The following is a 24483-nucleotide window of genomic DNA, read 5'->3' as shown; positions in this document are numbered from 1 at the left end:
CTGCCAGCTAGTTGGGCTGATACCCCTGGAGGTACCCATGACCGCTCCTGAACCCGGGACAGGTTCGACGCGAACAACTGAGGCCGCGGCCGACCCGCAGCTTGCCCGCTGGCAGCGCTTCCGGAACAGCCGGGACGCGGCCCTTGCCAGCGACCACGGTTGGTTAACACTGACCTCGTTCCAGTGGCTCGAGGACCGGCCGGCCGCCGTCGAGCTCGCCCCCGGGCTCTGGTCCACTGACGGCACGACGGCGTTCCTCACCGCCGCCGTATCCGACGGCCTGACCCTTGTGGATACCGGCGATCCCGTGGACGGCACCATCAGCGCCGTGCTCTCGGACGAGGAATCCCTCATGTGGGTCCAGTACGGCGGCGACGACGGCCGCCAAGTGGTGGTGGAGCTCGCCATGCGGGCGGACAAGTACGCCATCCGCACGCGCGACTCCCGGTCCCCCGCATTGACCGAGTTCGACGGCGTGCCCACCTTCGACTTCCGCCCGGACCTGGTGGTGGAGGCCCGGTTCGCGCCCTATCCCGAGCCCGTGGACGTCCCAATCGGCACCGCCAACCCGCTGGTGGACGGTGTCCACCGCTCAGTGGGAGAACTCGTCTTCCGGCTTCCCGGCACGGACCACGAGTTCCACCTGCAGGCCGAGGAGGAGAAGCTCGGCGCCCTGACCTTGACGTTTCACGACGAGACCAATGGGGAATCGACCGACGAGTGGCGGAAAGTCTCCACCGCAAAGCCTCGGCCTGACGGAAGTGTGGTCCTGGATTTCAACCGGGCCATCAACTACCCCAGCGCCTTCACCCCGTACGGCACCTGCCCCATGCCGGTGAAGAACAACAGCCTCGACTACCGGATCGCGGCCGGCGAGAAGGAGCCCGGGGTCTTCTAGACGGCCGCTTCTAGCCGGTCACACTCCAGATGACCTTTTACACGATCGCGGACACTCCGGTGACGGCACGCCCCGTAATCAGCGTGTTGATCTCGAACGAGCCCTCGTAGGTGTAGATCGCCTCGGCATCGGAGAAGATCTTGGCCATCCGGTAGTCGGTGACGATCCCGTTGCCGCCCAGCAGGGACCGGCCCATCGCCACGGTTTCGCGCATCCGGGCGCTGACATAGGACTTGGCGAGGGCCACCTGCGGCATGTCCGCCGCGCCCTGGTCCTGCAGCTGCGCGATCCGGACCATCATGCCCATGCTGGCCACGGCATTGCCGAGCATGGTCACCAGCTGCTGCTGAACCAGCTGGAACTTTGCCAGCGGGCGGCCGAACTGCTGACGTTCGACGGCGTACTGCCGCGCGACGTCGAACGCGGCGAGCTGCTGCCCCACGCCCTGCCAGGCCACCATGATCCGGGAACCGCGCAGGAGTTCGTTGGTGTCCTCGAAGCTGCTGATGCCGGCGAAGCGGTCCGTTTCGGCCACGCGGACGTCGGTGAAGACAATGTCCGCGTTCTGCACCGTGCGCAGGGCAATCTTGTTCTCGATCCGGCTCCTGCTCACGCCCTGCAAGGTGGCGTCGACGATGAAGCCGCGGATGCCGCCGTCGGCCTCGTCCCGGGCCCAGACCAGCATGTAGTCGCAAAACGTCCCGTTGCCGATCCAGCGCTTGGCGCCGTTGAGCACCCAGGCATCGCCGCCGGGGACCCGCCGGGCCCGGGTTTCCATGCCGCCGGCAACGTCCGAGCCGTGATCCGGTTCCGTGAGGGCAAAGGCGCCGGTGGTGCGAAGGTTCGCCGCGTCCTCGAGCAGGCGAGCCTTCTGCTCCTCGGAGCCGAAGCCGTAGAGCGACTCCACGAAGAGGTCATGGTGGACCAGGAAGAAGGTGGCGAGCGAGGTGTCCACGCGGGTCATCTCGGCGATGACGATTCCGGCGAACAGGTTGCTGTAGCCGCGCTGGGCGGGGGCGCTTAGCTCCAAGGCGGCCAGCTTGGGAAGGATGTGGGCCGGGAATTCTGCCTTGTTCCACCAGTCGGTGGCGAAGGGGGCGACCTCGACGGCCAGGAAGTCCCGCAGCTGTACCAGTTTGGCCCGCTCCGCCGCGTTGAGCAGGGATTCGTAGTCGAAGAAGTCAGCCGCGGGGAGCCCTGCGGTGGATGGTGCGGCCACAGGGGGTGCGGCCGCAGACGGTGCGTCCGTCGCGCCCAGCCCTGTCCCGGTCACTCCGGAACCGGACATTCCAGACCAGGTCATTTCGGGCCCATCCGGATGGCGCCGTCGAGGCGGATGGTTTCGCCATTGAGCATGGCGTTCTCCACAATGTGGGCGGCAAGGTTCGCGTATTCGGCGGGGCGGCCCAGCCGCGAGGGGTGCGGCACCTGGTGGCCCAGGGAGTCCTGCGCCTCCTGCGGCAGCCCTGCCATCATGGGGGTCTCGAAAATGCCCGGTGCAATGGTGACCACCCGGATCAGCGAGCGCGCCAGTTCGCGGGCGATCGGCAACGTCATGGCGGCCACAGCACCCTTGGAAGCGGCGTAGGCGGGCTGGCCGATCTGGCCGTCGAACGCGGCAACGGAGGCGGTGTTGATGATGACTCCGCGTTCCGGGCCGCCGAGTTCGGTGGTGGCGGGCTCGGTGGCTGCCATGGCGGCCGCGGCGAGGCGGATCACGTTGAAGGTGCCCACGAGGTTGATCTGGATGACGCGGTTGAAGGCCTCCAGCGGCAGCACGCCGTCACGGCCCAGGACCTTGCCTGGGGTCGCGATCCCGGCACAGTTGACCACGATGCGCAGCGGGCCCAGGGCGGCGGCGGCATCGACGGCGGCCCGCACCTGCACCTCGTCCGTAACGTCGGCGGGGACGAAGACGGCGGTGCGGCCGCCATTGGCCGCGGAGGCACTGGCGGCGGGAGCGGCACCGGCACCGAGAGCGGCGGCACCAGCGGCGGAGGCTGTCAGTTCGGCGGCAAAGGCGTCCCCGGCGGAACCCGGCAGGTCCACGAGCACCACCGACGCACCGGCGTCGAACAGGCGCCTGGCCGTGGCCGCTCCAAGACCCGAGGCCCCGCCCGTGATCAGTCCGACAGTACCCTTGATGTCCATGCATCCTCCTTGATGTGGAACCGAACCCCGGCCGCGAGGCCTCAACGCGGACGGCGCCTGAAGCACCGGTCCGCGGGGAACATTAGTTAGTGAATGTTAACTGGAATGCGGCCGTTGCGCACCTTTGGGCGCACCCGCCGACGGCGCGGTCACGATCGCGGTCCGGACGGGCTCCCGCGATTAGGCTGGGCTCATGACCCGACCCGACACCTCCGCCCCCAACTGGTCCTTCCGCGCGGACGAGGCCGCCCGCTCGGTGACCAGGCTTTTCGGGCAGCGGCTCTTTTTCCTGCCGGGAACCCACATCGCCGCGATCTTGCGGCCGTCCGGCCGGCTGAAGAATTTGTCCCGGCCCTGGCACTACTGGTGGCAGGCACACTACCTGGACTGCCTCGTGGACGCCGGCCGCCGGGAACTGGGCTCGCCCGGGCGTCCGGGCGCCAAGTTCGACGGCGAGAACCGGCCCAGCGCCGGCCGCCTCGCCTCCCGGCTCGTCACCGGCATCCGGCTGCGCAATTTCCTCACGGTGGTCAACAACTACTACGACGACATGGCCTGGCTGGCCCTGGCCACGCTCCGGCTGGACAAGCTCGCCGAGGACACCCGCAAAAACACCGGCCGGGGACGCAACGCCAAGGTCCTGCAGAGCCTGACCTTGCAGTTCGACTCCGCGTCCACCGACGACCTCGGCGGCGGAACGTTCTGGAGCACGAAGCGCGATTTCAAGAACACGCCCGCCACCGCACCGGTGGCCCTCTACTACGCGCGGACGGGCAACCCGGACAAGGCGCAGGCACTGCTGGACTGGCTGGACGCCAAGCTCTACGAGCCCGGGCAGGGCCTCTACCGGGACGGCCTGCGGATTTCCGGCACGGGCGACGTGGTGCTGGAAGAGACCATCTACACCTACAACCAGGGGCCCGTGCTCGGGGCCTTGCTGGAACTTGGGGGCGAGGCGAACCTCGGACGTGCGGCCGCACTGGTGGAAGCCGTGGCAAGCAACCTCACGCATCCGGCCCCGCTGCTGGGGCGCACCGCCGCGGTGCTGCGCTGCGAGGGAACAGGCGACGGCGGACTCTTCACCGGGATCCTCGTCCGCTATCTGGCCCTTGCCGCCGTCGACGAACGGCTGCCCGCCGAAACCCGGGCCACGGCGGCGGCACTCGTGAACGATACCGCCGAGTCCCTCTGGGAAGGCCGCCGGATCCTCCCGCCGCAGGACCGCCTCGCGCGCCCCGGCAGCCACCTCATCTTCTCCGACCGCACCGAACTTCCGGCTCGCCGCAGCTATCCGGAGGGCGCCGCCGTCGAGCTGTCCACACAGCTCCAGGCCTGGATGGTGCTGGAGGCGGCCGCATCGATCGCTGCGGCCGCCGCACCGCAACCCTGACCAATTAGGTCACGCAACAGTTTCGTAATTCATGTGATCCTCATCACTTATGGCGCCTTCAGGTTGGTCGCTTAGGTTTGGCTAACCTACAGTCTTTCGTAGTGAGCATGCCCTAACTTCCCCGCTCACGGGGGTCCGGGCACCGACGACGAATTCCTTGCAGAAAGTAGCCCCATGAAGATCCGCAACAACGCACTGGCGGGCATCGCCCTGGCAGCCACTGCCGCCCTGGGCCTGGCCGCCTGCGGCTCCGGTTCCGCTGCCCCGGCTGGCAGCAGTGCAGCGGCTGGCGGCTCGGCCGCCGGCGAGATCACGGTCTATAACGCCCAGCACGAGTCCCTGACCAAAGAGTGGGTAGACGCCTTCACGGCCGAAACCGGCATCAAGGTCACCCTGCGCCAGGGCGACGACACCGAAATGTCCAACCAGATTATCCAGGAAGGCCAGGCCTCACCCGCGGACGTCTTCCTGACCGAGAACTCACCCGCCATGGCCCAGGTGGAAAACGCCGGTCTCTTCGCGGACGTGGACAAGGCCACCGTGGACCAGGTCCCCGCTGAGTTCCGTCCCTCCACCAACAAGTGGACCGGCATCGCAGCCCGCTCCACCGTCCTGGTCTATGACAAGAACAAGATCAGCGCCGACAAGCTGCCCAAGTCCATGCTGGACCTGGCCAACCCCGAGTGGAAGGGCAAGTGGGCAGCCTCGCCGTCCGGCGCCGACTTCCAGGCGATCGTCTCGGCCCTGCTGGAACTCAAGGGCGAAGCCGCCACGCAGGCATGGCTCAAGGGCATGAAAGAGAACTCCAAGGCGTACAAGGGCAACAGCACGGCCATGAAGGCCGTCAACGCCGGCGAAGTGGACGCCGCCCTGATCTACCACTACTACTACTACGGCGACCAGGCCAAGACCGGCGAGAACTCCAAGAACGTCACGCCGCACTACTTCAAGAACCAGGACCCTGGCGCCTTCGTCTCCATCTCCGGCGGCGGCGTGCTGAAGTCCTCGAAGAACGCCGCGGCGGCCCAGTCCTTCCTGAAGTTCATCACCGGAAAGAAGGGCCAGGAAGTACTGCAGAAGGGCACCTCCTTCGAGTACGCCGTCGCCTCGGACGTCCCGTCCAACGACAAGCTGGTTCCGCTCAAGGAGTTGCAGGCACCCACAGTGGATCCCGCGAAGCTCAATTCCGCCAAGGTCACCGAGCTGATGACCCAAGCAGGGCTGCTGTAGCGGCAGTGACTTCCAAGCTGGCGGTCCCCAAAATAACCGGGGACACGACGACGGCGGGCAGGGGCAAGCGCCCCCGCCCGCCTTTCGGCGTTTCTGTTGTTTCCATCATTGCGGTCCTGATCGCCCTGTTTTCCCTCATTCCCCTGGCCTACGTGATCTTCATGACGGCCTCCACCGGCTGGGACACCGCCGCCGCACTGATCATCCGCCCGCGCGTGGGCGAACTCCTGCTGAACACGGTGCTGCTCACCGTGGTGACGGTGCCGCTGTGCCTGGTCCTGGGGGTCGGCGGGGCGTGGCTGGTTGAACGCACGTCCCTGGTGGGCCGGAAGTGGTGGGCCGTGCTGCTGGCCGCCCCGCTGGCCATCCCCGCCTTCGTCAACAGCTACGCCTGGGTTTCCGCGGTGCCCTCCCTCGGCGGACTCTGGTCCGGGGTCCTCATCGCCACGCTGTCCTATTTCCCGCTCGTGTACATTCCGGCCGCGGCGACACTCAGCCGCCTGGACCCGGCGATCGAACAGTCCGCCGCCTCCCTCGGCCTCGGCGCCTGGCGCGCGTTCTTCCGCGTGGTGCTGCCGCAGCTGCGCATCGCCATGACCGGCGGCGGGCTACTGGTCGCGCTGCACCTGCTGGCCGAATACGGGGCGTTCGCGATGATCCGCTTCGACACCTTCACCACAGCGATCATGGTGCAGTACCAGTCCACGTTCAACGGGACCGCGGGGAACATGCTCGCCAGCGTCCTGGTGTTCCTATGCCTGATCCTGCTCCTCGTCGAGGTCCGCAGCCGCGGCAGCGCCCGGTACGCCAGGGTCGGCTCGGGTGCCCAGGCGCGCGCCCTGCGGCTGCCCCTGCACGCCTACCAGGTCCCGGCCCAGCTGTCCCTGATCGCCCTCACGGCGCTGGCATTCGGCCTGCCGCTGGCATTTGTGCTGCGCTGGATCGTCACCGGCGGCCCGGACATCTGGGCAGCCGAGGAATTCATGCCGGCCCTCCTGCAGACCCTGGCCTATGGCCTTGCGGCGGCCGTCGTCACCACCGTGGTCGCGTTCCCCATGGCCTACATGGCCGTGCGGCGCCCCGGCTGGTTCAGCAAGTCGCTGGAGCTGTCCAACTACATCACCAGCTCCATGCCCGGGATTGTGGTGGGCCTGGCCTTCGTGACCGTGAGCATCCGGATGGTGCCCAGCATGTACCAGACCTCGGCGCTCCTCATCGCGGCCTATGTGCTGTTGTTCCTCCCCCGGGCCCTCGTGAACATCCGCTCGGGCCTGGCCCAGGCACCAAAGGAACTCGACGAGGCCGCCCAGGTGCTCGGCAAGCCGCCGCTGCTGGCCTTCCTGCGCGTGACGCTGCGCCTCACGGCCCCCGCCGCGGCCGGCGGGGCGGCCCTGGTGTTCCTGGGGATTGTCAACGAACTCACGGCCACCCTCCTGCTCTCGCCCAACGGGACGCGCACCCTCGCCACCGAGTTTTGGAGCAAGAGCAGCGAAATCGACTACGCTGGCGCCGCCCCGTATGCGCTGCTGATGATCCTGATCTCGGCGCCCATGACCTACCTGCTCTTCCAGCAGTCCAAGAAAGTAGCCGGACAGTGACCGATGTTTACCCGTCGCGTGAGGCCCACTCACGTCTCCCCGAGCCGCGAGTCTCGGCATCCGTGGCCACCAGCACCAACAGCCACCTGGAAATCGACGCGGTCACCAAGAACTTTGGCCCCCAGGCCGTCCTCAAGGGCGTCAACCTCTCCGTCGCCAGGGGTGGAACGACGGCGATCGTGGGACCGTCCGGCTCCGGCAAGACCACGCTCCTGCGCCTGATTGCCGGCTTCGAACACCCGGACACCGGCAGCATCTCGCTTAACGGCAGCAAAGTGGCGGGCGAGAACGCCTGGGTGCCCGCCCACAAACGCCACGTCGGCTACGTGGCCCAGGACGGCGCCTTGTTCCCGCACCTGACGGTCGGGCAGAACATCTCCTTTGGCCTGGACGCCTCGCAGCTCCCTGGCGGGCACCGCGGCGTCAAGGCGCGAGTGGCCGAGTTGCTGGAAATGGTCTCCCTGGACCCGGCCATGGCCAAGCGCCGCCCGCACCAGCTCTCCGGCGGCCAGCAGCAGCGGGTCGCCCTGGCCCGGGCGCTGGCCCGCAAGCCCGCGCTCATGCTGCTGGACGAGCCGTTCTCCGCCCTGGACGCCGGCCTGCGGGTGGCCACCCGCCGCGCCGTGGCCCAGGTCCTGAAGGACGCCGGCGTCACCACCATCCTGGTCACGCATGACCAGGCCGAGGCGCTGTCCTTCGCCGACCAGGTGGCTGTGATGCGCGGCGGCAGGCTGGCCCAGATCGGCAACCCGTTCGTCGTCTACACGCGCCCGGCGGACCGTGCCACCGCGGAATTCCTGGGCGACGCCGTCATCCTGGACGCCTGGATGGAAGGCTCCTTGGCCACGTGCTCGCTCGGCGGGATCCCCGTTCGACGCCCGCCCGCCCAGGGCCGGGTCCAGCTGATGCTGCGGCCCGAGCAGATCCGCATTTCCGAGGACGGCCCCATCCGCGGCACGGTGGTGGATACCGACTACTTCGGCCCCGAGACCACGGTCCGGCTCCAGCTCCCGGTCCCCCCGGTCCTTGCCGCCGGCGCCGTCCCGGACCACCGCTACCCCGGCGGCGGGGAAATCATCACCATCCGGCACTGGAACGCCTCGATCGCCCGCCCCGGTACGGAGCTGCGGCTTCGCGTGGTGGGCGAGGCCGTGGCGTTCCCGGTGGATGAGCAACCGTCTCCCTAAGACTGCTCTGGAGATAGGGTGGGCGGATGACTGTTCAGCCAGGCCTGCACCGCCAATACTGCTCCGTTGCCGCCCCCACACAGCTGTGGCTCGATCCCGACGGCCGCCTGGCCGGCGAGGTCAAACCGCCCGGAGCAGGCGACTCTGGTGATCCTGCCGGGTTCACCGGGCTGCTCCACGGCGACACCCGGATGCTCTGCCGGGCGCTGGTGCGCGTCAACGGCCTTGAACCCGAACCCGCGGCCGTCGAGACCGAGCCCGGCGGTGTCCTGCGCGTCCGGGGCCTGGTCCGGGGCATCCCGGGACCCACCGAGGATCCCGCCGTCGAGCTCCTCCAGACCTGGACTGTGACGCCGGGCGTGGTGCGGCACACCCTGCAGCTGCGCACCTCGCTGGATTCCCTCGACGTCGAAATCGACATTGAACTGGCCGCCGACTTCACGGACATGGCCCAGATCCGCCTCAGCCGCTTCCGCGACCCGTCCGGTCCGATCTCTGCCGACCAGTCTGCGCTCCGCTGGAAGGAGGGCGGCAAGGCCTTGACGGTGGCGGCGGCCGGCGCCGTCACCCCTGACGGGCACCTCACCTGGCGCGGAACCCTAGGCCGGGGCCGGCCGTTCGAAGCCGAATGGCAGGCCGTCCTGACCGACGCCGACGACGCCGTGGTGGCTGCCCGCCCGCCCGCGGCCCGCCCGCCCGCAGGGACCAACCTGCCCGGACCGGCCGGGGCCCTGGGCCTGCTCCTGGATAACTCCCTCGATGAAGTGGCCGGGCTCCGGCTGGCCACCCGCCAGCTGCCGGACGCGCCGTTTATCGCCGCCGGGGCGCCCTGGTACTTCACGCTGTTCGGGCGGGATTCGCTCTGGGCCGCGCGGCTGCTGCTGCCCCTGGACAACGGGCTCGACACCGGGCTGGCGGCAGGCACGCTGCGCGCGTTGGCAGCCTTCCAGGGTACCCGGACCGACGCCGCGGCCGCCGAGGAACCCGGCAAGATCCTGCACGAACTGCGGTCCAAGGAGCTAGTGCTGGAGAGCCAGGGCCTGCGCCTGCCCCCGGTGTACTTCGGGGCCGTGGACTCCACCCCGCTGTGGCTGTGCCTGCTTGGTGAACTCTGGCGCACCGGCCGGGACGACGACGCGGTCCGGTCGCTGCTGCCGAACGCGGCACGCGCCGCGGAGTGGCTGCTCGCCGCCGGTGCAACCGGGCAGGACGCCGCAACGGTTAACGCCGCAACGGGTAACAGTCCAGCGGGCAACGCCGGGTTCCTCAGCTACCGGGACGCGTCGGGGCACGGCCTGAGCAACCAGGGCTGGAAAGACTCCCGGGACGCCATGCAGTTCCGCGACGGCCGCCAGGCCGACGGGCCGATCGCCCTGTCCGAGGTGCAGGGCTACGCGTACCAGGCAGCGATGGAAACGGCGGAGCTGTTCGACGCCTACGGGGAACCCGGCGGGCAGGCGCTGCGGGACTTCGCCGCTGCCCTCCGGCTCAGGTTCCGCGAGCGCTTCTGGGTGGAGGACGACGGCGGCCCGTTCCCGGCCATGGCCCTGGACGGGCACGGTGTTCCGCTGGACATACCGGGCTCGAACATGGGACACCTGCTGGGCACGGGCATCCTGGATGCGGCCGAAGCCCGGATCGTGGCGGACCGGCTGGTGAGCCCCGAGCTGTTCTCCGGCTACGGCGTGCACACGATCTCCCGGCGGGCCGCGGGGTTTTGGCCCTTCAGTTACCACTGCGGCTCGGTCTGGAGCCACGACACCGCCATCGCGATCCGCGGCCTCCTTGCCGACGGTTTCATCGCCGAGGCCCAGATCCTCGCCGATGGCTTGCTCGCGGCGGCCGCCTCCTTTGGGCACCGGCTGCCGGAGGTGTTCGCGGGGGTCCGGGCCGAGGACTCGGGCGTCGCGGTGCCCTATCCGGCGTCCTGCCACCCGCAGGCGTGGTCCTCAGCCTCGGCTGTTGTGATCGCCCAGGCGATGGGCGTAGGGCTCTGACGAGACTGGCTCTGGCGGGCTAACTTCCCGGGGCCGGCCCTGCCGGACTAGCTTCCGCCGGGTCGGGTTGCGACAGAAGCATGGCCGGCACCAGCGGCGCAGGCCGCGGAGCCATGGTGGCGCGCAGCCCGTCGGCCAGGATGACGATCCCGGTAACGGCGAGCGCCAGGCCCATGGCGGCGAGCACGTCCGTCAGCCAGTGATAGCCCAGGTACAGGCGGCTAAAGGCGACCACCAGCGTTCCTGCGGCTGCGGCCGCGAAGGCGAGCACCGACGTCGTCCGTTTGCCCGTCCGCGTCCCGCGGGCCGCCACCAGCAGGTAGCTGAGGACGCACAAGAAGACGCCGGCGCCGAAGGTGTGGCCGGAGGGAAACGACAGGGCGTCGTCCGGTCCCAGCATGAAGTCGCTGGCGGCGGGCCGGCCGCGGCCGACGTCGTGTTTGATCAGCGTGGACACCGCGAAGGTGGCCGCCATGGCGCCGATTAGCAGGACCGGACGCCAGACTTCCCGTCTCCAGACGGCCCAGGCCAGGGCCACCACGCAGCCGATCACCGTCATCCACAGCGGCGACGTCACGGTGGTCACGGCCGTCAGGATGGCGGTGGCGAGCGGGTTCCGGGACGCGACGAGTCCGTCGTGCACGGGCGCGTCCAGAACGGCCACCCCGCTGTTCGACTGCACGGCGGCGAGCACGGTCCAGAAGACCGTCTCCCCCGCGATCAGCAGGCCCGCTGCCGCGAAGAAGAGCCGCCGCTGGGACGGCAGCGGCAGAGGGGCACGGGGTTGCGGGGCACGCTGGGCAAGGAGCATCCGCCCTATTCTGCCAGCGGCAACTATCCGCAGCCCGGACGGCCGCTGGGAGTTCTCTGGGATGCAGCCCGGCCGGGGTCCGGCGCGGCGAGCCGCGGGGAACGGGAACGGCCGTCCGCGGGCCCGGCCGTTGCCGGCCCGGCCGTGACGGTTCCGCCGTTACGCGTTTGGGGGTCGTTTGGTCTGCGGGTACGGCGTTTCGAACCGGGCCAGCATCTCCACGAACCCGGCGATCTTCTTCTCCCGGGTGGAGGCCTGCTTGACCGAGTTGGTGCGGTAGATCAGGGCATACCGGTTCACGGACGTCAGGACCTCGAACATCGCCTGCGCCCGGGGCTCCGCCGCGATGGCCGCGGCAAGATCATCCGGGACTTCCGCCGTCGCCGCGCCCGAGTAGGCGGCCTCCCAGCGCCCGTCCGCCTTGGCGGCGGAGACGGCGGCTTGTCCGGCCGGGGCCATCCGTCCCGCCGACTCCAGACGTTCAATCCGCTCCACGTTGCGTGCGGACCACACGCTCTCGGGTCCCCGCCGGGTCATCCGCTGGAAGGAGCTCTCCTCGTCCCGCCGCCGGCCCTGGCCGTCGATCCAGCCGAAGCACAGCGCCTCCTGCAGCGCGGCCTCGTAGTCCAGCGCGGTCACTGATCCGCCCTTCTTATGCAGCACCAGCCACACGCCCGGACTCTGCGCGTGGTGCTGCTCCAGCCAGGTGCGCCACTCGGCGGCGTCCTTCACCAGCAGTTCCTCAAGTTCAACAGCCATGGCACCATTGTGCTCCGCGGGGCTGACCGGATGGGTGCTTTGGTGGCACCATGTCATGAGGAGCCACTCCCGTCCCTCGCAAGGAGATCCCATGCTGCGCGTCCGCCCGATCCACTACACCTCCCGTATGGACCAGTGGGGGCAACTGCTGTCCGCCCTCGGCATGGTGCGAACGGTCGACGACGGCGACTGGCAGGAGTTCGACGCCGGCTCGGGCCGGCTCGCGCTGCACCGCGTAGCGGCGGATGCCGCATCCGGCGGCGCTGCCGAACAAGGAAACGTGCAGGACGGCAGGACGGACTTCGGCGTCGAGGTCGGAGACCTGGCAGAGTTCGCGCGCCGCACCAACCTGGCCGGAGTGGAGGACGGGACCACCCCGGCCGAGCTGGTCAGCGCGCGCCACGGGGACACCTGCCGCATCACGGGCGAGGACGGGTTCGGCTTTTTTGCGGACAAGGCCACCCACGGCGCGCAGTGCGCGGACGCCGATCCTGCCCTCGCCGTCGTCGAAGTCTGGTTCACGCCGGAGGCTGCCGCCGCCGCCCAAACCCTGCGGAATATGGGCGCCCGGCTGCGCCCTGCACCGGATGATGACGAAACCGCGGATTTCACGGCGAAGAACGGCGGCGTGCTGATGGTGCGCCCAGCCAGCGGCGCCGCCCGGTCCGGCCTGGGCTTTGAATACACCGGCGACCTCCCCGCCCTGCGGGACCGCCTGGCGGCCGCGGGCCACCAGGTCAGCCTGACGGAAGAGGCGTTCGGGCGGACCCTGCACGTGGCCAACCCAGACGCCGCCGATCTGCCGGAGAACCCCAACGGGGCGATGCTCTGGATCTCGCAGAAGCCGGAAGCCGCCTGAGGCTGTTGCTCCGGTGCGGCCGCGGCGGATCTTGTGGAGTTCAGCCTTTCGTGGCGGCGTTCTGTGACCACTTGGTGTCGCGCAACCGGGCTTTGAGTTGTCTTACATCGCATGGATTGCGAGGCGTCAGGGGTGTTGCCGTTGGGGTACCTTCACCGGGCATTTAGTCGGGCGGGGTATACGGGCACGTCAGCTCCAGCATCCGCGCAGACGGCCTTTAGGGTGCTGGGGCCCGACGATCGACCGGCTAACGGACGGGTCGGGCAGGACCGAGGACATCGCAAACCCTGCCCGGTAGAGTGCCGATCATGGTTCGGACCGTAGGACAACCCGACAAGACCGGACTTATCTGGGTCGCGGTTACTTGTACGCTGATCATCACCGGCCAAATCTTTACGATCAGCGGTGCCCCTGACGCTCACATGGCGTCATGGGTACTCATTGGCTGCACGGTTCTTCTCATTGTCGTCGCAGTGGCCTCTTACCTTCGCAACAGCAGAGGCTCAGGCTCTCCGCCCGACTGAACCTAGAGCAGCGCGCCTGCGGAAACCCAGGAAACAAGATTGCCGGCGACCGTCTTCGCTCGGGCGGTCGTGCCTCCCAAATTTCATTGGTCGCTGAGAACTCGTACTACTTCGGAGGGCGGCTCGGGTGTCCGGCGGTCATCTGGGACAGCCACCCAAACGATGCCGTGCTGGTCTCGACGACTTTTGGCAGTCCCAATCGGCTCGGCGAGGTTTACCGCTACGTCGCGAGCGAAGCCCTCGATAGTGCCGTCGGCTGCGTTCGTATGGAACTCGAGCCTGCTGCCAAGAACCACCAAGGGATCTATAGTCCGGCGGTATACAAGGCAGGCTGCAGCCGGCCCGTCCTCCCAGATGCCGAGGATTTGCACTTCCTCCGCCCAGTGGCGGTTGACCGCGTCAACGATGTAGCGGACAAGATTCATAGTTCCATCCTGAAGGAAGACGAGAAAGCAGCCAATCTGACAGATCCCTCAACAGACACTGTGGGAGGGTCTAGCCGGTCCAGGCAGATCTAGGGGTCTGCCAAACGCCAGGGCTGCCAAGGTCCGTGGCCCAACAGTGATGGGACTGGGCTTGTACGAGGACCAGCGGCAGGTTCCGTCCGATAGAGGATCCCCTTGCGGGCAGACCGACTCATGTCTGTAATCCAGCTTGGTGTCTCGAAACGTCTGTGCCTCAAAACGCATGGATTGCGAGGCGTTACGGCTGATGCGGCACCGAGGTCCAGCGGTCCCCGTGTGAGGCTCGGTGCCACGTCTGCCGGGGGCCATCCCATTCACGTGCGACGTCCGTGAGCCAGATCGTACTGTCTGGGTCCCATCCTGCGATGACTGTCGCCGTTTGGGTATCGACCTGGAGTGCTCGCGTTGCGCCGTTGAGGTAACCAACGACTGTCAGGTGCACGGCATCCCACTCGCTTGCCACTTGTTCCCAATCCGGGATGACCCATAGGCCATCGCGCCCGGTCGTGCGGAACCAGTCGTGTCGCCGGGATGCGGTGACGTCGAGCGGGAATTTGCGGCACAGCGAAATCCAGTCATCTGCTATGCCGATCTCAAGAGTCCGGCCCGCTCCCCGAACCGGAACCGTAGTCGCATGCTCCCACCCCAGGGCATCCTCTACGAGACTCAGGGCGGCCGGGACTTGCCCAACGGTGTGGACCAGCCCGTGCGGGATCGACCACCACGTTCCAGAGAAGTTGGCGCGCGGGTCGTGCGGGAGTTCGCGGTCAGCGCGTTCTTCCTCGGCACGTTCCTTGCGGCCCCACTCGGTCAGTGTTTGTCGGGGATTCTTTGATAGCGGTGCCGGGCCATCCGCCGGTCGCCAGTCAATGGCCCACTGCTCAACCCGGCGGGGCTGCCAGTACCACTGGATGCCGGGTGCTGCCAGGAGTTGTCCGGCGACCGTGGACAAAGCCGCAGTGATGACCGAGAGTCCTGCGATAACATCTTCTCCATCGGGCTCCTGCCAGTATCTTGCAGTGTCGACCGACCGCTCGAGGGCCCCCTGCATCAGTTCACCGTCGAAGCCGGCAAAGTTCAGAGAAGCGAGCCTGGCCGCGAGCTCCTCTGGTGACGGAGAGGAGTGCGGATCCGCAATGACACCGGGAGAGGAAGCGGTCAGCAGGACGCTCGATGTCCCACTCCCATTTTCAAGTTCGTACGCCAACCAGAACGCCGCAGTTTTGACATCCGGATCCAGCGCCATCGCCAGCTCAAGACACAGGCGGCGCCCTCGAGGTCCCTGCAGAACTAGATCCGTACTTGGCGTCATCAGGTCATCCTTGCACCATCGAAAGCAGACCGGCCCGCCGACCCTGGAGTGGCCGCCGATTATCGCTGCGGTTGTTCTGCCTCAGAACCGTCCGTCGTAGCTGTCCCGCAGGCCCTGCGCGGTGAACTGCCAGCCTTCGACGAGTTCGCTCAGGTCGTTCTCCGGAGTTGCCCTGCCAAGCTCACGGGCCAACTCCATCTGAGCCTCCATAAACGCGGCCATCCTGTCGGCATAGTCGATCAGGGCCCGGATCTTATCCGGCTCCAGCTCAGGCGGTTCAGGCGGCGGCGGCATCTCGATCATGCGGGCATTCTGCCAGATGCACCCTTGAGAACAGCGTTAGCCGGAGCCTGCGGGTCGGGACCAGGAACCGGCGGATCCGGGGTCAGTCCTCCAGCGCCCCATTGCAGAGCCGGTTCACGACTTCGGTGAGCATGGTCAGCCCGGCCACGATGTCCTCGTCCGTGGTGTATTCGTGTTCGTTGTGGGAGATCCCGTCCACGCTGGGCACGAACAGCATCACAGTCGGGACAAGGTCCTTCATGTTGGTCGAATCGTGCCCGGCCAGGGTCATGACCGGCTTGTTCGCCAGGCCCAGGTCCGCCGCCACCTTGGCCGCGAGTTCGACGCCCTCTGGCTGGTAGGGGGTCACGGGCCAGGTGTGGGAGTGGTTGCGCTCAACCGTGACGTTCGCCAGCTTCTCGATCCCGGCGATCCGCTCGTCCAGCAGGGCGTCCGCCTCGGCCAGGACGGCTTCATCGGCGCTGCGCAGGTCCAGCAGCAGGCTCACCCGGGACGGCACCACCACGGGCGAGTTGGGGTAGACATTCAGCTGTCCCACGGAGGTGTGCAGCACGCCGGGGAAGGAGTCGGCGAGTTCCCGGGCGGCGACCACCATCATGGACGCGCCCAGCAGCGCATCCTTCCGGTCAGCGATCACGGTGGAGCCTGTGTGGGCCTGCTCGCCGTGGACCACGAACTCGTATTTGTTGGCCGCCCAGTTGGAGTTCACCAGGCCGATGGTGATGCCCTCGCGCTCCATGCTCCGGCCCTGCTCGATGTGGATCTCGGCGCAGAATGCCGCTTCGGGGCCGTCGTAGCTGCCCCGGCAGCCGATCGCGTCCAGGGCCTCGCGGACCGAGACTCCGGCCGCGTCCGTGGTGTCCAGCGCGGTCTCGAGTTCGAGCTTTCCCGTGTAGACGGAGGAGCCCATCATGGACGGCTTGAACCGCGAGCCCTCCTCGTTGAACCAGTTGACCACGGCGATGTTGAATCGGGGCTGCCCGGCGGCTCCGGCTGCGTCCCACTGCTCCACGAGCCGGAACGCCGCGTGGGCTGCGGCGAGCACACCGTACGCGCCGTCGTAGCGTCCCGCCGTCGGCTGGGAATCCATGTGCGATCCCACCACCACGAAGGGGGCCCCCGGCACGGCCTCGTACAAGCCCCACTGGTTGCCAGCCTTGTCGAACCGCACGGTGAAGCCCTTGGCCTCCAGCAGGCCCGTAAGCCACGCCCGCTGCTGGCCGTCCGGCACGCTGGCCGCCTGCCGGTCCACGCCGCCGTTCTCGGTCGCGCCGAATTCGCTCATGGTGTGGAAGTCCCGAACGAACGCGGCGTCGCCGGAGCTGAAAGTGGTGTGAGTAGTCACGGTGTTCCCCTATGAACGGTTTGTAGCTGCGCTGAAGAGTGGACCGGTTGCGGCCGAAGCGACCGCAACCGGGGACGTGAGGCCGGGGGTCCGGAACGTAAAGTTCCCACCGACGGCGGTAGCCAGCACCTCGAGTTCGGCGATGCTGTCCGCGGTGAGCGGGGACCCGGACAGGACGGTGAAGTCGGCCAGCTTGCCTGCGGTCAGTGAGCCTTTGACGCCGGCCGCGCCGGTGGCCGCGGCGGCTCCGGTGGTGTATGCCGCCAGGGCCTGGAACGGGCTCAGCCGCTCGTCCGGGTTCCCGAAAACAGCGCCGGAGGCGGTGCGCCGGTCCACGAAGGCCTGCATTCCGCGGAGGACGTTTCCGTCCGCCACGGGGCGGTCGGAGCTGCCGGCGAGCGTCACTCCCGAGGCAAGGAACGAGGCCGCACGGTAGGCCCAGCCGAGCCGTTCCGGGCCGAGGGACAACGTCATCCCGTCCCCGCCGTCCGAGAAGAAGCTGGCCTGCGGGGTGACGGCGATGTCCGCGGAGGCCAGCCGTTGAAGCTGCTCCGGCCTGGTCATCGAGGCGTGTTCGATCCTGTTGGGCACAGTCCGGGGGCCGTATCTCGCGGCGCAGGCGGCGATGATGTCGATCGCGAGGTCCACGGCACGGTCGCCGATGGCGTGCGCCGCGATGGACCAGCCAGCCGCGTAGGCGGCCTCGATCTTGCCCCGGAGCGCCTCCGGCTCGGCCTGGAAGTAGCCGGTGTTGCCGGTGTTGTCCGTCCCGCCGTGGCTGCAATAGTCCTGGCTGACCGCGGCCGTTTCGCCGAGCAATGACCCGTCCAGGAACACCTTCGCCGGGCCCAGGGACAGGAAGTCGTCGCCGAATCCGCTGGCGATGCCCAAGTCCAGGCCGGCAGCTGCGGCGTCCGGCGAGTCCTGTCCGCCGAGCGGGTGGAGCACATCAAGAACCGGCATCAGCTGCGCCCGTGCATGGAGCCGGCCCGCGGCTCGCGCCCGCTGGTACGCTGCCAGCTCCACTGGGCTGTGGCCGATCCAGCCGCCGCCGATCCCGGCCTCGGTGAAGCTGGTGATGCCCTCCGCGGCGTAGTGGCGGGTGGCCCGGTCCAGCGCGGCTTCGATCGCCTCGGACGAGTACGGCAGGATCAGCTGCTGGATCAGCTGCTGCGCGGTTTCCTGGACCAACCCGGTGGGGCGGCCGGCGGCGTCGCGGACAATCACGCCGCCGTCGGGGTCCGGAAACGACGTCGGCTCGGCGCCGGCCAGGCGGAGCGCGGCGGTGTTGACCACGGCCATGTGGCCGGAGTTGTGCCGCATGAACAGCGGCCGGCTTCCGGTGATCCGGTCGAGGACGGTGATGTCCGGGAACTCGCCGCCGTGCTGCTGCTGGCTGAAGCCGGTAGCCAGCAGCCAGCCTGGCCCGTCCCCGGACACCGGCCCGAGGCCGGCGGCGCTGCCTGCAGCCATGCCGGCCTCCAGCAGGGCGTAGAGCTGGTGGAGGCCCTGCGCGGCGGAGACGTCCAGTTCGCCGAGGCCAAGCCCGAACCAGGTGGTGTGGCAGTGGGCGTCGATGAAGCCGGGCGTCACGGTGGCGCCGCCGAGATTCAGGACCTCGGCGGCCTCCAGCCCGTCCAGGTCATCGTCGAGGCCCACAATCCGGCCCTGCCAGATCCCCAGCGAGGTGGCGTGCGGGTGGCGGGCGTCCATGGTGATGATGTCCGCGTTACGCAGCAGCAGATCGAGTTTCATGGGTTACCTAGCGTGGTTCTTAGCGGTGGGAGGTGGTGACTGACTTGAGGCGGGTGTAATCCTCCAGGCCAAAGACAGAGAGGTCCTTGCCGGTGCCGGAGTGCTTGAAACCGCCGTGCGGGGCCTCGGCCGGGATCACCTGGTGGCAGTTGATCCAGACGGCGCCGAAGTCCAGTTCGTTGGACACCCGGGTGACGACGCCGTGGTTGTTGGACCAGACGCTGGACGCCAGCGCGTACTTCGTCCCGTTGGCGAGCTCGATGGCCTCCTCCTCCGTGGCGAACGGCTGAACGGTGACCACGGGTCCGAAGATTTCCTCGCACACCACCTCGTCGGCCTGGAACACTCCGTCGATCACAGTGGGTTCGAAGTGGAAGCCGGCGCCCGTCCGCTTGCCCCCGGCCAGAACCCTGGCGTTGGCGGGCAGCCGGGACATGAAGCCCTCCACCCGGTCCAGCTGGGCGGCGCTGTTCAGCGGGCCGAGGTCCGCGGCGTCGCCGCCGACCTGCAGCGCCGCGGCGGCCGCGGCGAGCGCGGCGCCGAACTTCTGGTGGATCGAATCCTCCACGAGCACGCGGGTCACGGCGGTGCAGTCCTGCCCGGCGTTGAAGAATGCACCGAGCGCGATCTCCTTGGCCGTCAGGTCAATGTCGGTGTCGGCGAAGACGATCGCGGGCGCCTTCCCGCCGAGTTCCAGGTGGACGTCCTTAAGGGTCTTCGACGCCGCGGACATCACCTGCGCCCCGGCCCGGGTGGAGCCGGTGATGGACACCATTTCCGGAATCTCGTGATCCACCATGGCGGCACCGGTCCCCCGGCCGCCGCAGATGACGTTCACAACGCCGGCCGGGTAGGCCTCCTGCGCCAGCTCGCCCAGGACCAGGGTGGACCAAGGGGTGGTGTCCGCCGGCTTCAAGACCAGAGTGTTACCGGCGGCGAGCGCCGGTCCGATCTTCCAGATGGCCATCATGAACGGGTAGTTCCACGGGGTGATCTGGGCGACCACGCCGAGGGGTTCGCGCCGGACGGTGGAGGAAAATCCACGGACGTATTCGGTCTGGGCGGTTCCGGACACCACGCGGCAGGCGCCGGCAAAGAAGCGCAGCTGGTCGGCGCCGCGGAGGATCTCGATCTCGCGGGTCACCTGGCGGGGCTTGCCGGTGCAGGCCACCTCGGCGTCAAGGAGCCTGTCGACGTTTGCTTCGATGAGGTCGGCGAGTTTGAGCATCATGGCCTGGCGTTCGGCCGGGGTGGTCCGCTTGTAGCCCTGGAAGGCGGTGTGGGCGGCCTGGAACGCGAGGTCCACGGTGGCGGCGTCGCTGTCCGGGGCGGTGCCGAGCTGGACCCCGGTGGCGGGGTCGAAGAATGGCAGGGTGGCAGCAGCTGTTCCGTCTGCGGCGCTGCCTTGGACGATCTCACCGTTGATGATGTTGTGCAGGGTGATCATGGCGGACTCCGGTCAGTTGCTGGCGGTCTTGGGTGAGCGGGTGGTGGGGTCCTGCGGGAGGTGCAGGACCGCCGGCAGCCCGGATTCGACGGCGCGGCGGAAGGCGGCGCCGAAGTCCTCGGCCTTCTCCACGCGTTCGCCGTAGCCGCCATAGGACCGGGCCAGCGCGGCGAAGTCCGGGTTGGTCATGTGCGTGCCCGAGGGGCGGCCCGGGTAGTGGCCTTCCTGGTGCTCACGGATCGTGGCAAAGATGCCGTTGTCCACCACGAGGGCGATGAACTTCCCGCCGTGCCCCATGGCCGTCGCGATTTCCTGGCCGTTCATCATGAAGCAGCCGTCGCCGGCCACGGAGATCACCTGGCGGCCGGGGTAGGCCAGAGAGGCAGCCACCGCGGCCGGGATCCCCATGCCCATGGCACCGTTGCGGGGCGCGGCGAGGGAGTTCGCCGCGTTGTGCTTGAGGTAGCGTGCCGGCCACAGCGAGTGGTTCCCGGCGCCGTAGGTGATGACGGCGTCGTCGTCCATTTCCTGCTTGAGTATTTCCATCACGACGGCGAGGTCCACGCCGGTTCCACCGTCCGGCTGCGCGGTGGAGTACTTCTCGTAGTCCGCGCGGGCCCCGGCCAGCCAGCCGGCCGCAGGTTCCACCGCGGATTCCGTGGCGGCGAGTGCGGTGGCGAAGGACGCGACGTGGGCCGCGATGTGCTGGTCAAGCCGGCCGAAGTGGCCCAGCAGATCGGCGCCGGGGTGGACGACGACGGTGACGGCATCCAGTCCGCGCATGTAGCCGTCGGAGAGCACGTCGGCGCGGACGCAGCCGACGAACACCAGCAGATCGGCCTCGTCGAGGCGTCGGGCGTTGGCGTCGCTGCGGGCGTAGCCGAGGTAGCCGGCGTAGGAGTCGCAGCTGTGCGGGACGGCGTCATAGGCGCGGAAATCCGCGAGCACGGGGATGCCGTGGCGGGAGGACCAGCCGGCCAGCGCGTCGGACGATTCCTGGTTCCAGCCTTCGCCGCCCACCACGATCAGGGGATTCTTGGCTGCGGCCAGCTTGGCCTCCAGTCCGGCGAGGTCCGCCGCTGACGGTTCGGGCCGGGCGACGGTGCGGGGCTCCACTGTGCACGATTTCGCTGGGCCCGGTTCAATGGCGTGGACCAACACGTCTTCGGGGAGGCCGATCACGACGGGACCCGGCCTGCCGCTGAGGGCCGTGAAGATGGCGTCGTCCACCACGCGGGCGGCGGAGGCGGCGTCGTCGAGCGTCACGACCTTCTTGGCGGTGCTGCCGAACCAGGCGTTGATGTCGAATTCCTGGAACGACTCCCGGCCGCGGTCCGCGACCGGGATGAGTCCCACGAAAAGGATCATCGGGGTGGCGTCCTGGTGCGCGGTGTGGATGGCGATGAAGGCGTTGGCGGCACCGGGGCCGCGGGTCACCATGGCCACGCCCGGAAGCTCCGTGAGCCGGCCTTCGGCGAGGGCCATGAACCCGGCGCCGCCTTCGTGGCGGGTCACCACGGTTTCAATGGAGGATCCGTGCAGGCCGTCCAGGACATCCAGGAAGCTTTCCCCGGGGACGCCATAGACGCGCTGGATACCGGCTCGTTCCAGCTGGGCAACAATCAGGTGCCCGGCGGTGGTTGTTGTACTCAATGCTTCATTCCCTCTTCTTCGATGCTCAGTGCGGGGAGCAGGATGCCGGACAGTGCGGTCAGCACGGACACGACCAGCAAGATGATGGCACCCGGCCAGAACGAGTTGCCGTTGGCGGCCACGAGGGCCGTCGCGATCAGCGGCACGAAGCCGGAGATGACGCCGGCGCTGTTGGAGGTGATGGCGACGCCGGTGTAGCGGACCTTCGTGGCGAAGAGCGCGGTGAGGGCCGTACCGGACACGGCATACGGGATGGACAGGGTGCACACGCCGATGATCATGGCCAGGATGACCAGGGCCGGGATGGCGGTGTCGATGGCCAGGAACACCGGGACGGCGACGAGCGCGGATGCCACGCCACCCCAGAGGATGACCTTGCTGGCGCCGAACTTCTCGCCCATGCGTCCGGCCCAGATCAGGAAGAAGATCTCGAAGACGGCAGCGAGAAGCGAGCCCATCAGCAAGGTTTCGTAGGGCATCTTGAGCACTTTGGTGCCGTAGAAGACCACGAAGCTGGTGATGAGGTAGAACCCGCCGATGCCCAGCAGCGCGGAGCACATGCCGACCAGGATCTGGCGCCAGCTCTTTGTCAGCACTCCGCGGATGGGGGCGTGCTCGGTCTCGCCGGACTCCATGAGCGCTTCGAATTCCGGGGACTCGCTGAGCTTGCTGCGGATCCACATGGAGATCGCCAGCAGCGGGAGCGCCGCGATGAACGGGATGCGCCAGCCCCACGCGTCAAAGTTGGCCTGGCCCACCAGGTACAGCATTCCGAAGAAGCCGCCCGAGGACAGGATGGTGCCGATCGGCGAACCGATCTGCGGGAGGGCAGCGTAGCGGGCGCGCTTGGCGACCGGGGCATTTTCGACGGCGATAATCACCGCACCGCTCCACTCGCCGCCGACGGCGAGACCCTGCAGGATGCGCAGCGCGACCAGCAGGATGGGCGCTGCGACGCCGATCGTCATGTAGTTCGGGAGCAGGCCGATGAGCCCGGTCACGAGGCCGATGCCCACGATGGTGACCATCAGGATCTTCTTGCGCCCTACCTTGTCCCCCAGAGCGCCGAAGATGAAGCCGCCGATCGGGCGGGCCACGAAGCCCACGGCCAGGGTGGCGAAGGAGCTCATGGCCGAGACGAAGGGGTCCTGGGACACGAAGTACTGCGCGTTGAACACCAGCGCTGCGGCTGTGGTGAACAGGAAGAAGTCGTACCACTCCAGAGCCGTTCCAACGAGGGCCGCGAGGGCGACTTTCTTGGCCACGCTCTCATCGACAGCCCCGGGTAACTGCGGGCCGGCGGTGGTGGTGGCGTTGCTTGCGCTGCTTGCCATGATTACTCCAAAGAAATATGACGGGTCTTTGCCGGTGCCGGTGCGACAACCCCATTCGGGGAAAATGCCGTCGATGGCGCTCCAGACGGATGGTTCCGTGGGGTGTGATTAGGCTCACCCCTGGTGCTTCCATCCATTCTGCCAGTAGCTTTTTCCAAAATAACTAGCAGTGCGCCACGCATCCTGGACCCTAGAATGTGAGAATGCACAATTTTGAATCGCCGGGGGCCGAGTTCCGCTGGAGAGAGCTGGTGGACCAGCTAGAAGGGCGGCTGGACATCCTGGCCCAGACTTTCACCGCCCGGGTACGGCAAATCCCGGAATACGGCGAAAGCCAGGTGACTGTCCTGGAAATCCGGGACACGGCGCGGGAAACTTTTCGCCGGCTCATCCACGGGCTGCGGGGCGGCCCGGAAGACACGGCGCGGGACGGGCTGCTCGCCTTCGCCTCGGATCTCGGCTCCAAGCGGGCACGGGCCGGAATCCCGCCGGAGTCTCTAACGTCAGCCGTGCGGCTGGACTTCAGCATCCTGTGGGCCGACCTCCTAGAGATCGCCGCACCGGAGGACGCGGGCCTGCTCGCCTCGCGCGTGGATCTGGTCTGGCGCGTCGTCGACGAGTTCGCCACCCGGACCCACATGAGCTACCTGACTGAGCGCGTGCGGATGGCCCAGGAAGAATCCAGCATCCAGCGCGAGTTCATCGCGCGGCTCTTCAACCAAAGCACACCCTCGGCCGAAACGTCCTCGCAGGTGGGCTCCGCTCTGGGCATCGGGCCGGATTCGCGATGCGGCCTTGTAGCTGCCAGCGGCGAACCCGGCGCCCGGCTGCGTGCATCTGCCACCCAATTCGGCTCGGGCCAGCGACGCTACAAGCTGTTCCTGCACGAATCAGGCGGGAATACCTACCTCTTCTGGCCTCTGCTCCCTCCCCGGCCCAGGGAAACCCGGAGTGCGCCTCCGCTGCCGCCGCTCCTGGCCGACATCCCCTGCGGCTATGTGCCGGAGGTGCACGGGCTGCGCGGCCTGCCCGCGGCTGCCCGCACTGCGGAGAGCCTCGCCGCCCTGCTGCGCCCGGGAGATGACGGCCCCCTGTCCGCCGATGCGGCGTGGACCCGGCTGGCCCAGCAGAACCTTCAGGACGCCGGCCTCGACCTCGCCGCCCAGCTGGAGGAGGACATGGCGGAATGCCGTGGCGGGGAACGCGAGCGCCTTACGGAAACCGTGCAGCACTACCTGTCCACCGGGAACATCACGGCCACGGCGGAGCAGCTCTTCTGCCACCGGAACACCATCCTGAACCGGCTCAATCGCTTTCAGGAATTGACCGGAATCGATTTGACCGTTCCGACACAGGCGGCCCGACTGGTGGTCGCCTGGGCCTAGCAGTTGTGTGAACACACACTTCGGGCCCATTTTTGGTGGGGTTTTCGCCATTGAGGTGTGATCACCAACACAGAATAGTTG

General features: G+C 68.0%; 20 protein-coding genes. 8 read left to right on the top strand and 12 right to left on the bottom strand.

Annotation, left to right across the window (positions count from 1 at the left end; all coding sequences use genetic code 11):
- The first annotated feature begins 37 nt into the window (after positions 1-37).
- Positions 38-898, top strand: a complete 861-nt coding sequence (locus AC1DKQ_RS14090; RefSeq protein ID WP_476919321.1) for a DUF1684 domain-containing protein — start codon at positions 38-40, stop codon at positions 896-898.
- A 37-nt stretch (positions 899-935) separates the two neighbouring features.
- Here AC1DKQ_RS14090 and AC1DKQ_RS14085 read toward each other — a convergent pair whose 3' ends face one another.
- Positions 936-2201, bottom strand: a complete 1266-nt coding sequence (locus tag AC1DKQ_RS14085) for an acyl-CoA dehydrogenase family protein (protein WP_476919320.1) — start codon at positions 2199-2201, stop codon at positions 936-938.
- The gene (locus AC1DKQ_RS14080) at positions 2198-3049 is read right to left on the bottom strand and encodes an SDR family NAD(P)-dependent oxidoreductase (protein WP_476919319.1); all 852 of its coding nucleotides are present in this window, start codon (positions 3047-3049) and stop codon (positions 2198-2200) included. Before AC1DKQ_RS14080 ends, AC1DKQ_RS14085 begins: the two co-directional genes overlap by 4 nt.
- Before the next feature lie 193 nt (positions 3050-3242).
- Here AC1DKQ_RS14080 and AC1DKQ_RS14075 point away from each other — a divergent pair, with 193 nt between their 5' ends.
- The 5 genes from AC1DKQ_RS14075 to AC1DKQ_RS14055 all read left to right on the top strand — a co-directional run bounded on the left by AC1DKQ_RS14075 (position 3243) and on the right by AC1DKQ_RS14055 (position 10451).
- Positions 3243-4439 (top strand): glycoside hydrolase family 76 protein, encoded by a 1197-nt coding sequence (locus AC1DKQ_RS14075; RefSeq protein WP_476919318.1) that lies wholly within the window; start codon positions 3243-3245, stop codon positions 4437-4439.
- Between the two features lie 174 nt (positions 4440-4613).
- Complete coding sequence (locus AC1DKQ_RS14070) at positions 4614-5669, top strand: iron ABC transporter substrate-binding protein (protein ID WP_476884320.1); 1056 nt, start codon at positions 4614-4616, stop codon at positions 5667-5669.
- Positions 5670-5674: 5 nt separating this feature from the next.
- On the top strand, positions 5675-7267 hold the full coding sequence (locus AC1DKQ_RS14065; protein WP_476884321.1) for an ABC transporter permease: 1593 nt from the start codon (positions 5675-5677) through the stop codon (positions 7265-7267).
- A complete protein-coding gene (locus tag AC1DKQ_RS14060) occupies positions 7264-8454 on the top strand; it encodes an ABC transporter ATP-binding protein (protein WP_476884322.1) in 1191 nt (396 codons plus the stop codon). Before AC1DKQ_RS14065 ends, AC1DKQ_RS14060 begins: the two co-directional genes overlap by 4 nt.
- Before the next feature lie 26 nt (positions 8455-8480).
- The gene (locus tag AC1DKQ_RS14055) at positions 8481-10451 is read left to right on the top strand and encodes a glycogen debranching N-terminal domain-containing protein (protein WP_476919317.1); all 1971 of its coding nucleotides are present in this window, start codon (positions 8481-8483) and stop codon (positions 10449-10451) included.
- Between the two features lie 19 nt (positions 10452-10470).
- On the opposite strand, the gene AC1DKQ_RS14050 is transcribed toward AC1DKQ_RS14055, so the two are convergent.
- Positions 10471-11262 (bottom strand): phosphatase PAP2 family protein, encoded by a 792-nt coding sequence (locus AC1DKQ_RS14050; protein WP_476919316.1) that lies wholly within the window; start codon positions 11260-11262, stop codon positions 10471-10473.
- A gap of 159 nt (positions 11263-11421) precedes the next feature.
- Positions 11422-12021, bottom strand: coding sequence for a YdeI/OmpD-associated family protein (locus tag AC1DKQ_RS14045; protein WP_476919315.1), 600 nt, complete (start codon positions 12019-12021; stop codon positions 11422-11424).
- A 91-nt stretch (positions 12022-12112) separates the two neighbouring features.
- On the opposite strand from AC1DKQ_RS14045, the gene AC1DKQ_RS14040 reads away from it, so the two are divergent.
- Positions 12113-12880, top strand: a complete 768-nt coding sequence (locus AC1DKQ_RS14040) for a VOC family protein (RefSeq protein WP_476919314.1) — start codon at positions 12113-12115, stop codon at positions 12878-12880.
- Positions 12881-13487: 607 nt separating this feature from the next.
- Here AC1DKQ_RS14040 and AC1DKQ_RS14035 read toward each other — a convergent pair.
- From AC1DKQ_RS14035 to AC1DKQ_RS14000, 8 genes are all read right to left on the bottom strand, one after another.
- The gene (locus AC1DKQ_RS14035; protein WP_476884327.1) at positions 13488-13829 is read right to left on the bottom strand and encodes a hypothetical protein; all 342 of its coding nucleotides are present in this window, start codon (positions 13827-13829) and stop codon (positions 13488-13490) included.
- A gap of 277 nt (positions 13830-14106) precedes the next feature.
- Positions 14107-15180, bottom strand: coding sequence for a hypothetical protein (locus tag AC1DKQ_RS14030; RefSeq protein WP_476919313.1), 1074 nt, complete (start codon positions 15178-15180; stop codon positions 14107-14109).
- 81 nt (positions 15181-15261) lie between these two features.
- On the bottom strand, positions 15262-15483 hold the full coding sequence (locus tag AC1DKQ_RS14025; RefSeq protein WP_476884329.1) for a hypothetical protein: 222 nt from the start codon (positions 15481-15483) through the stop codon (positions 15262-15264).
- Between the two features lie 82 nt (positions 15484-15565).
- Complete coding sequence (locus AC1DKQ_RS14020; protein WP_476919312.1) at positions 15566-16828, bottom strand: M20 family metallo-hydrolase; 1263 nt, start codon at positions 16826-16828, stop codon at positions 15566-15568.
- 9 nt (positions 16829-16837) lie between these two features.
- Entirely contained in the window at positions 16838-18583 is a 1746-nt protein-coding gene (locus AC1DKQ_RS14015; protein WP_476919311.1) for an amidohydrolase, read from the bottom strand.
- Between the two features lie 19 nt (positions 18584-18602).
- Positions 18603-20030, bottom strand: a complete 1428-nt coding sequence (locus AC1DKQ_RS14010; RefSeq protein WP_476919310.1) for a gamma-aminobutyraldehyde dehydrogenase — start codon at positions 20028-20030, stop codon at positions 18603-18605.
- A gap of 12 nt (positions 20031-20042) precedes the next feature.
- Positions 20043-21683 (bottom strand): thiamine pyrophosphate-dependent enzyme, encoded by a 1641-nt coding sequence (locus tag AC1DKQ_RS14005; protein WP_476919309.1) that lies wholly within the window; start codon positions 21681-21683, stop codon positions 20043-20045.
- Positions 21680-23017, bottom strand: a complete 1338-nt coding sequence (locus AC1DKQ_RS14000) for an MFS transporter (protein WP_476884334.1) — start codon at positions 23015-23017, stop codon at positions 21680-21682. Before AC1DKQ_RS14000 ends, AC1DKQ_RS14005 begins: the two co-directional genes overlap by 4 nt.
- A gap of 203 nt (positions 23018-23220) precedes the next feature.
- On the opposite strand from AC1DKQ_RS14000, the gene AC1DKQ_RS13995 reads away from it, so the two are divergent.
- Positions 23221-24402, top strand: coding sequence for a PucR family transcriptional regulator (locus tag AC1DKQ_RS13995; protein ID WP_476919308.1), 1182 nt, complete (start codon positions 23221-23223; stop codon positions 24400-24402).
- Positions 24403-24483 lie beyond the last annotated feature (81 nt).

Source organism: Arthrobacter sp. 05L421, assembly GCF_056397785.1.
The sequence above is the reverse complement of the archived record's forward strand: the minus strand, read 5'-3'. Positions and strand labels throughout refer to the sequence as shown.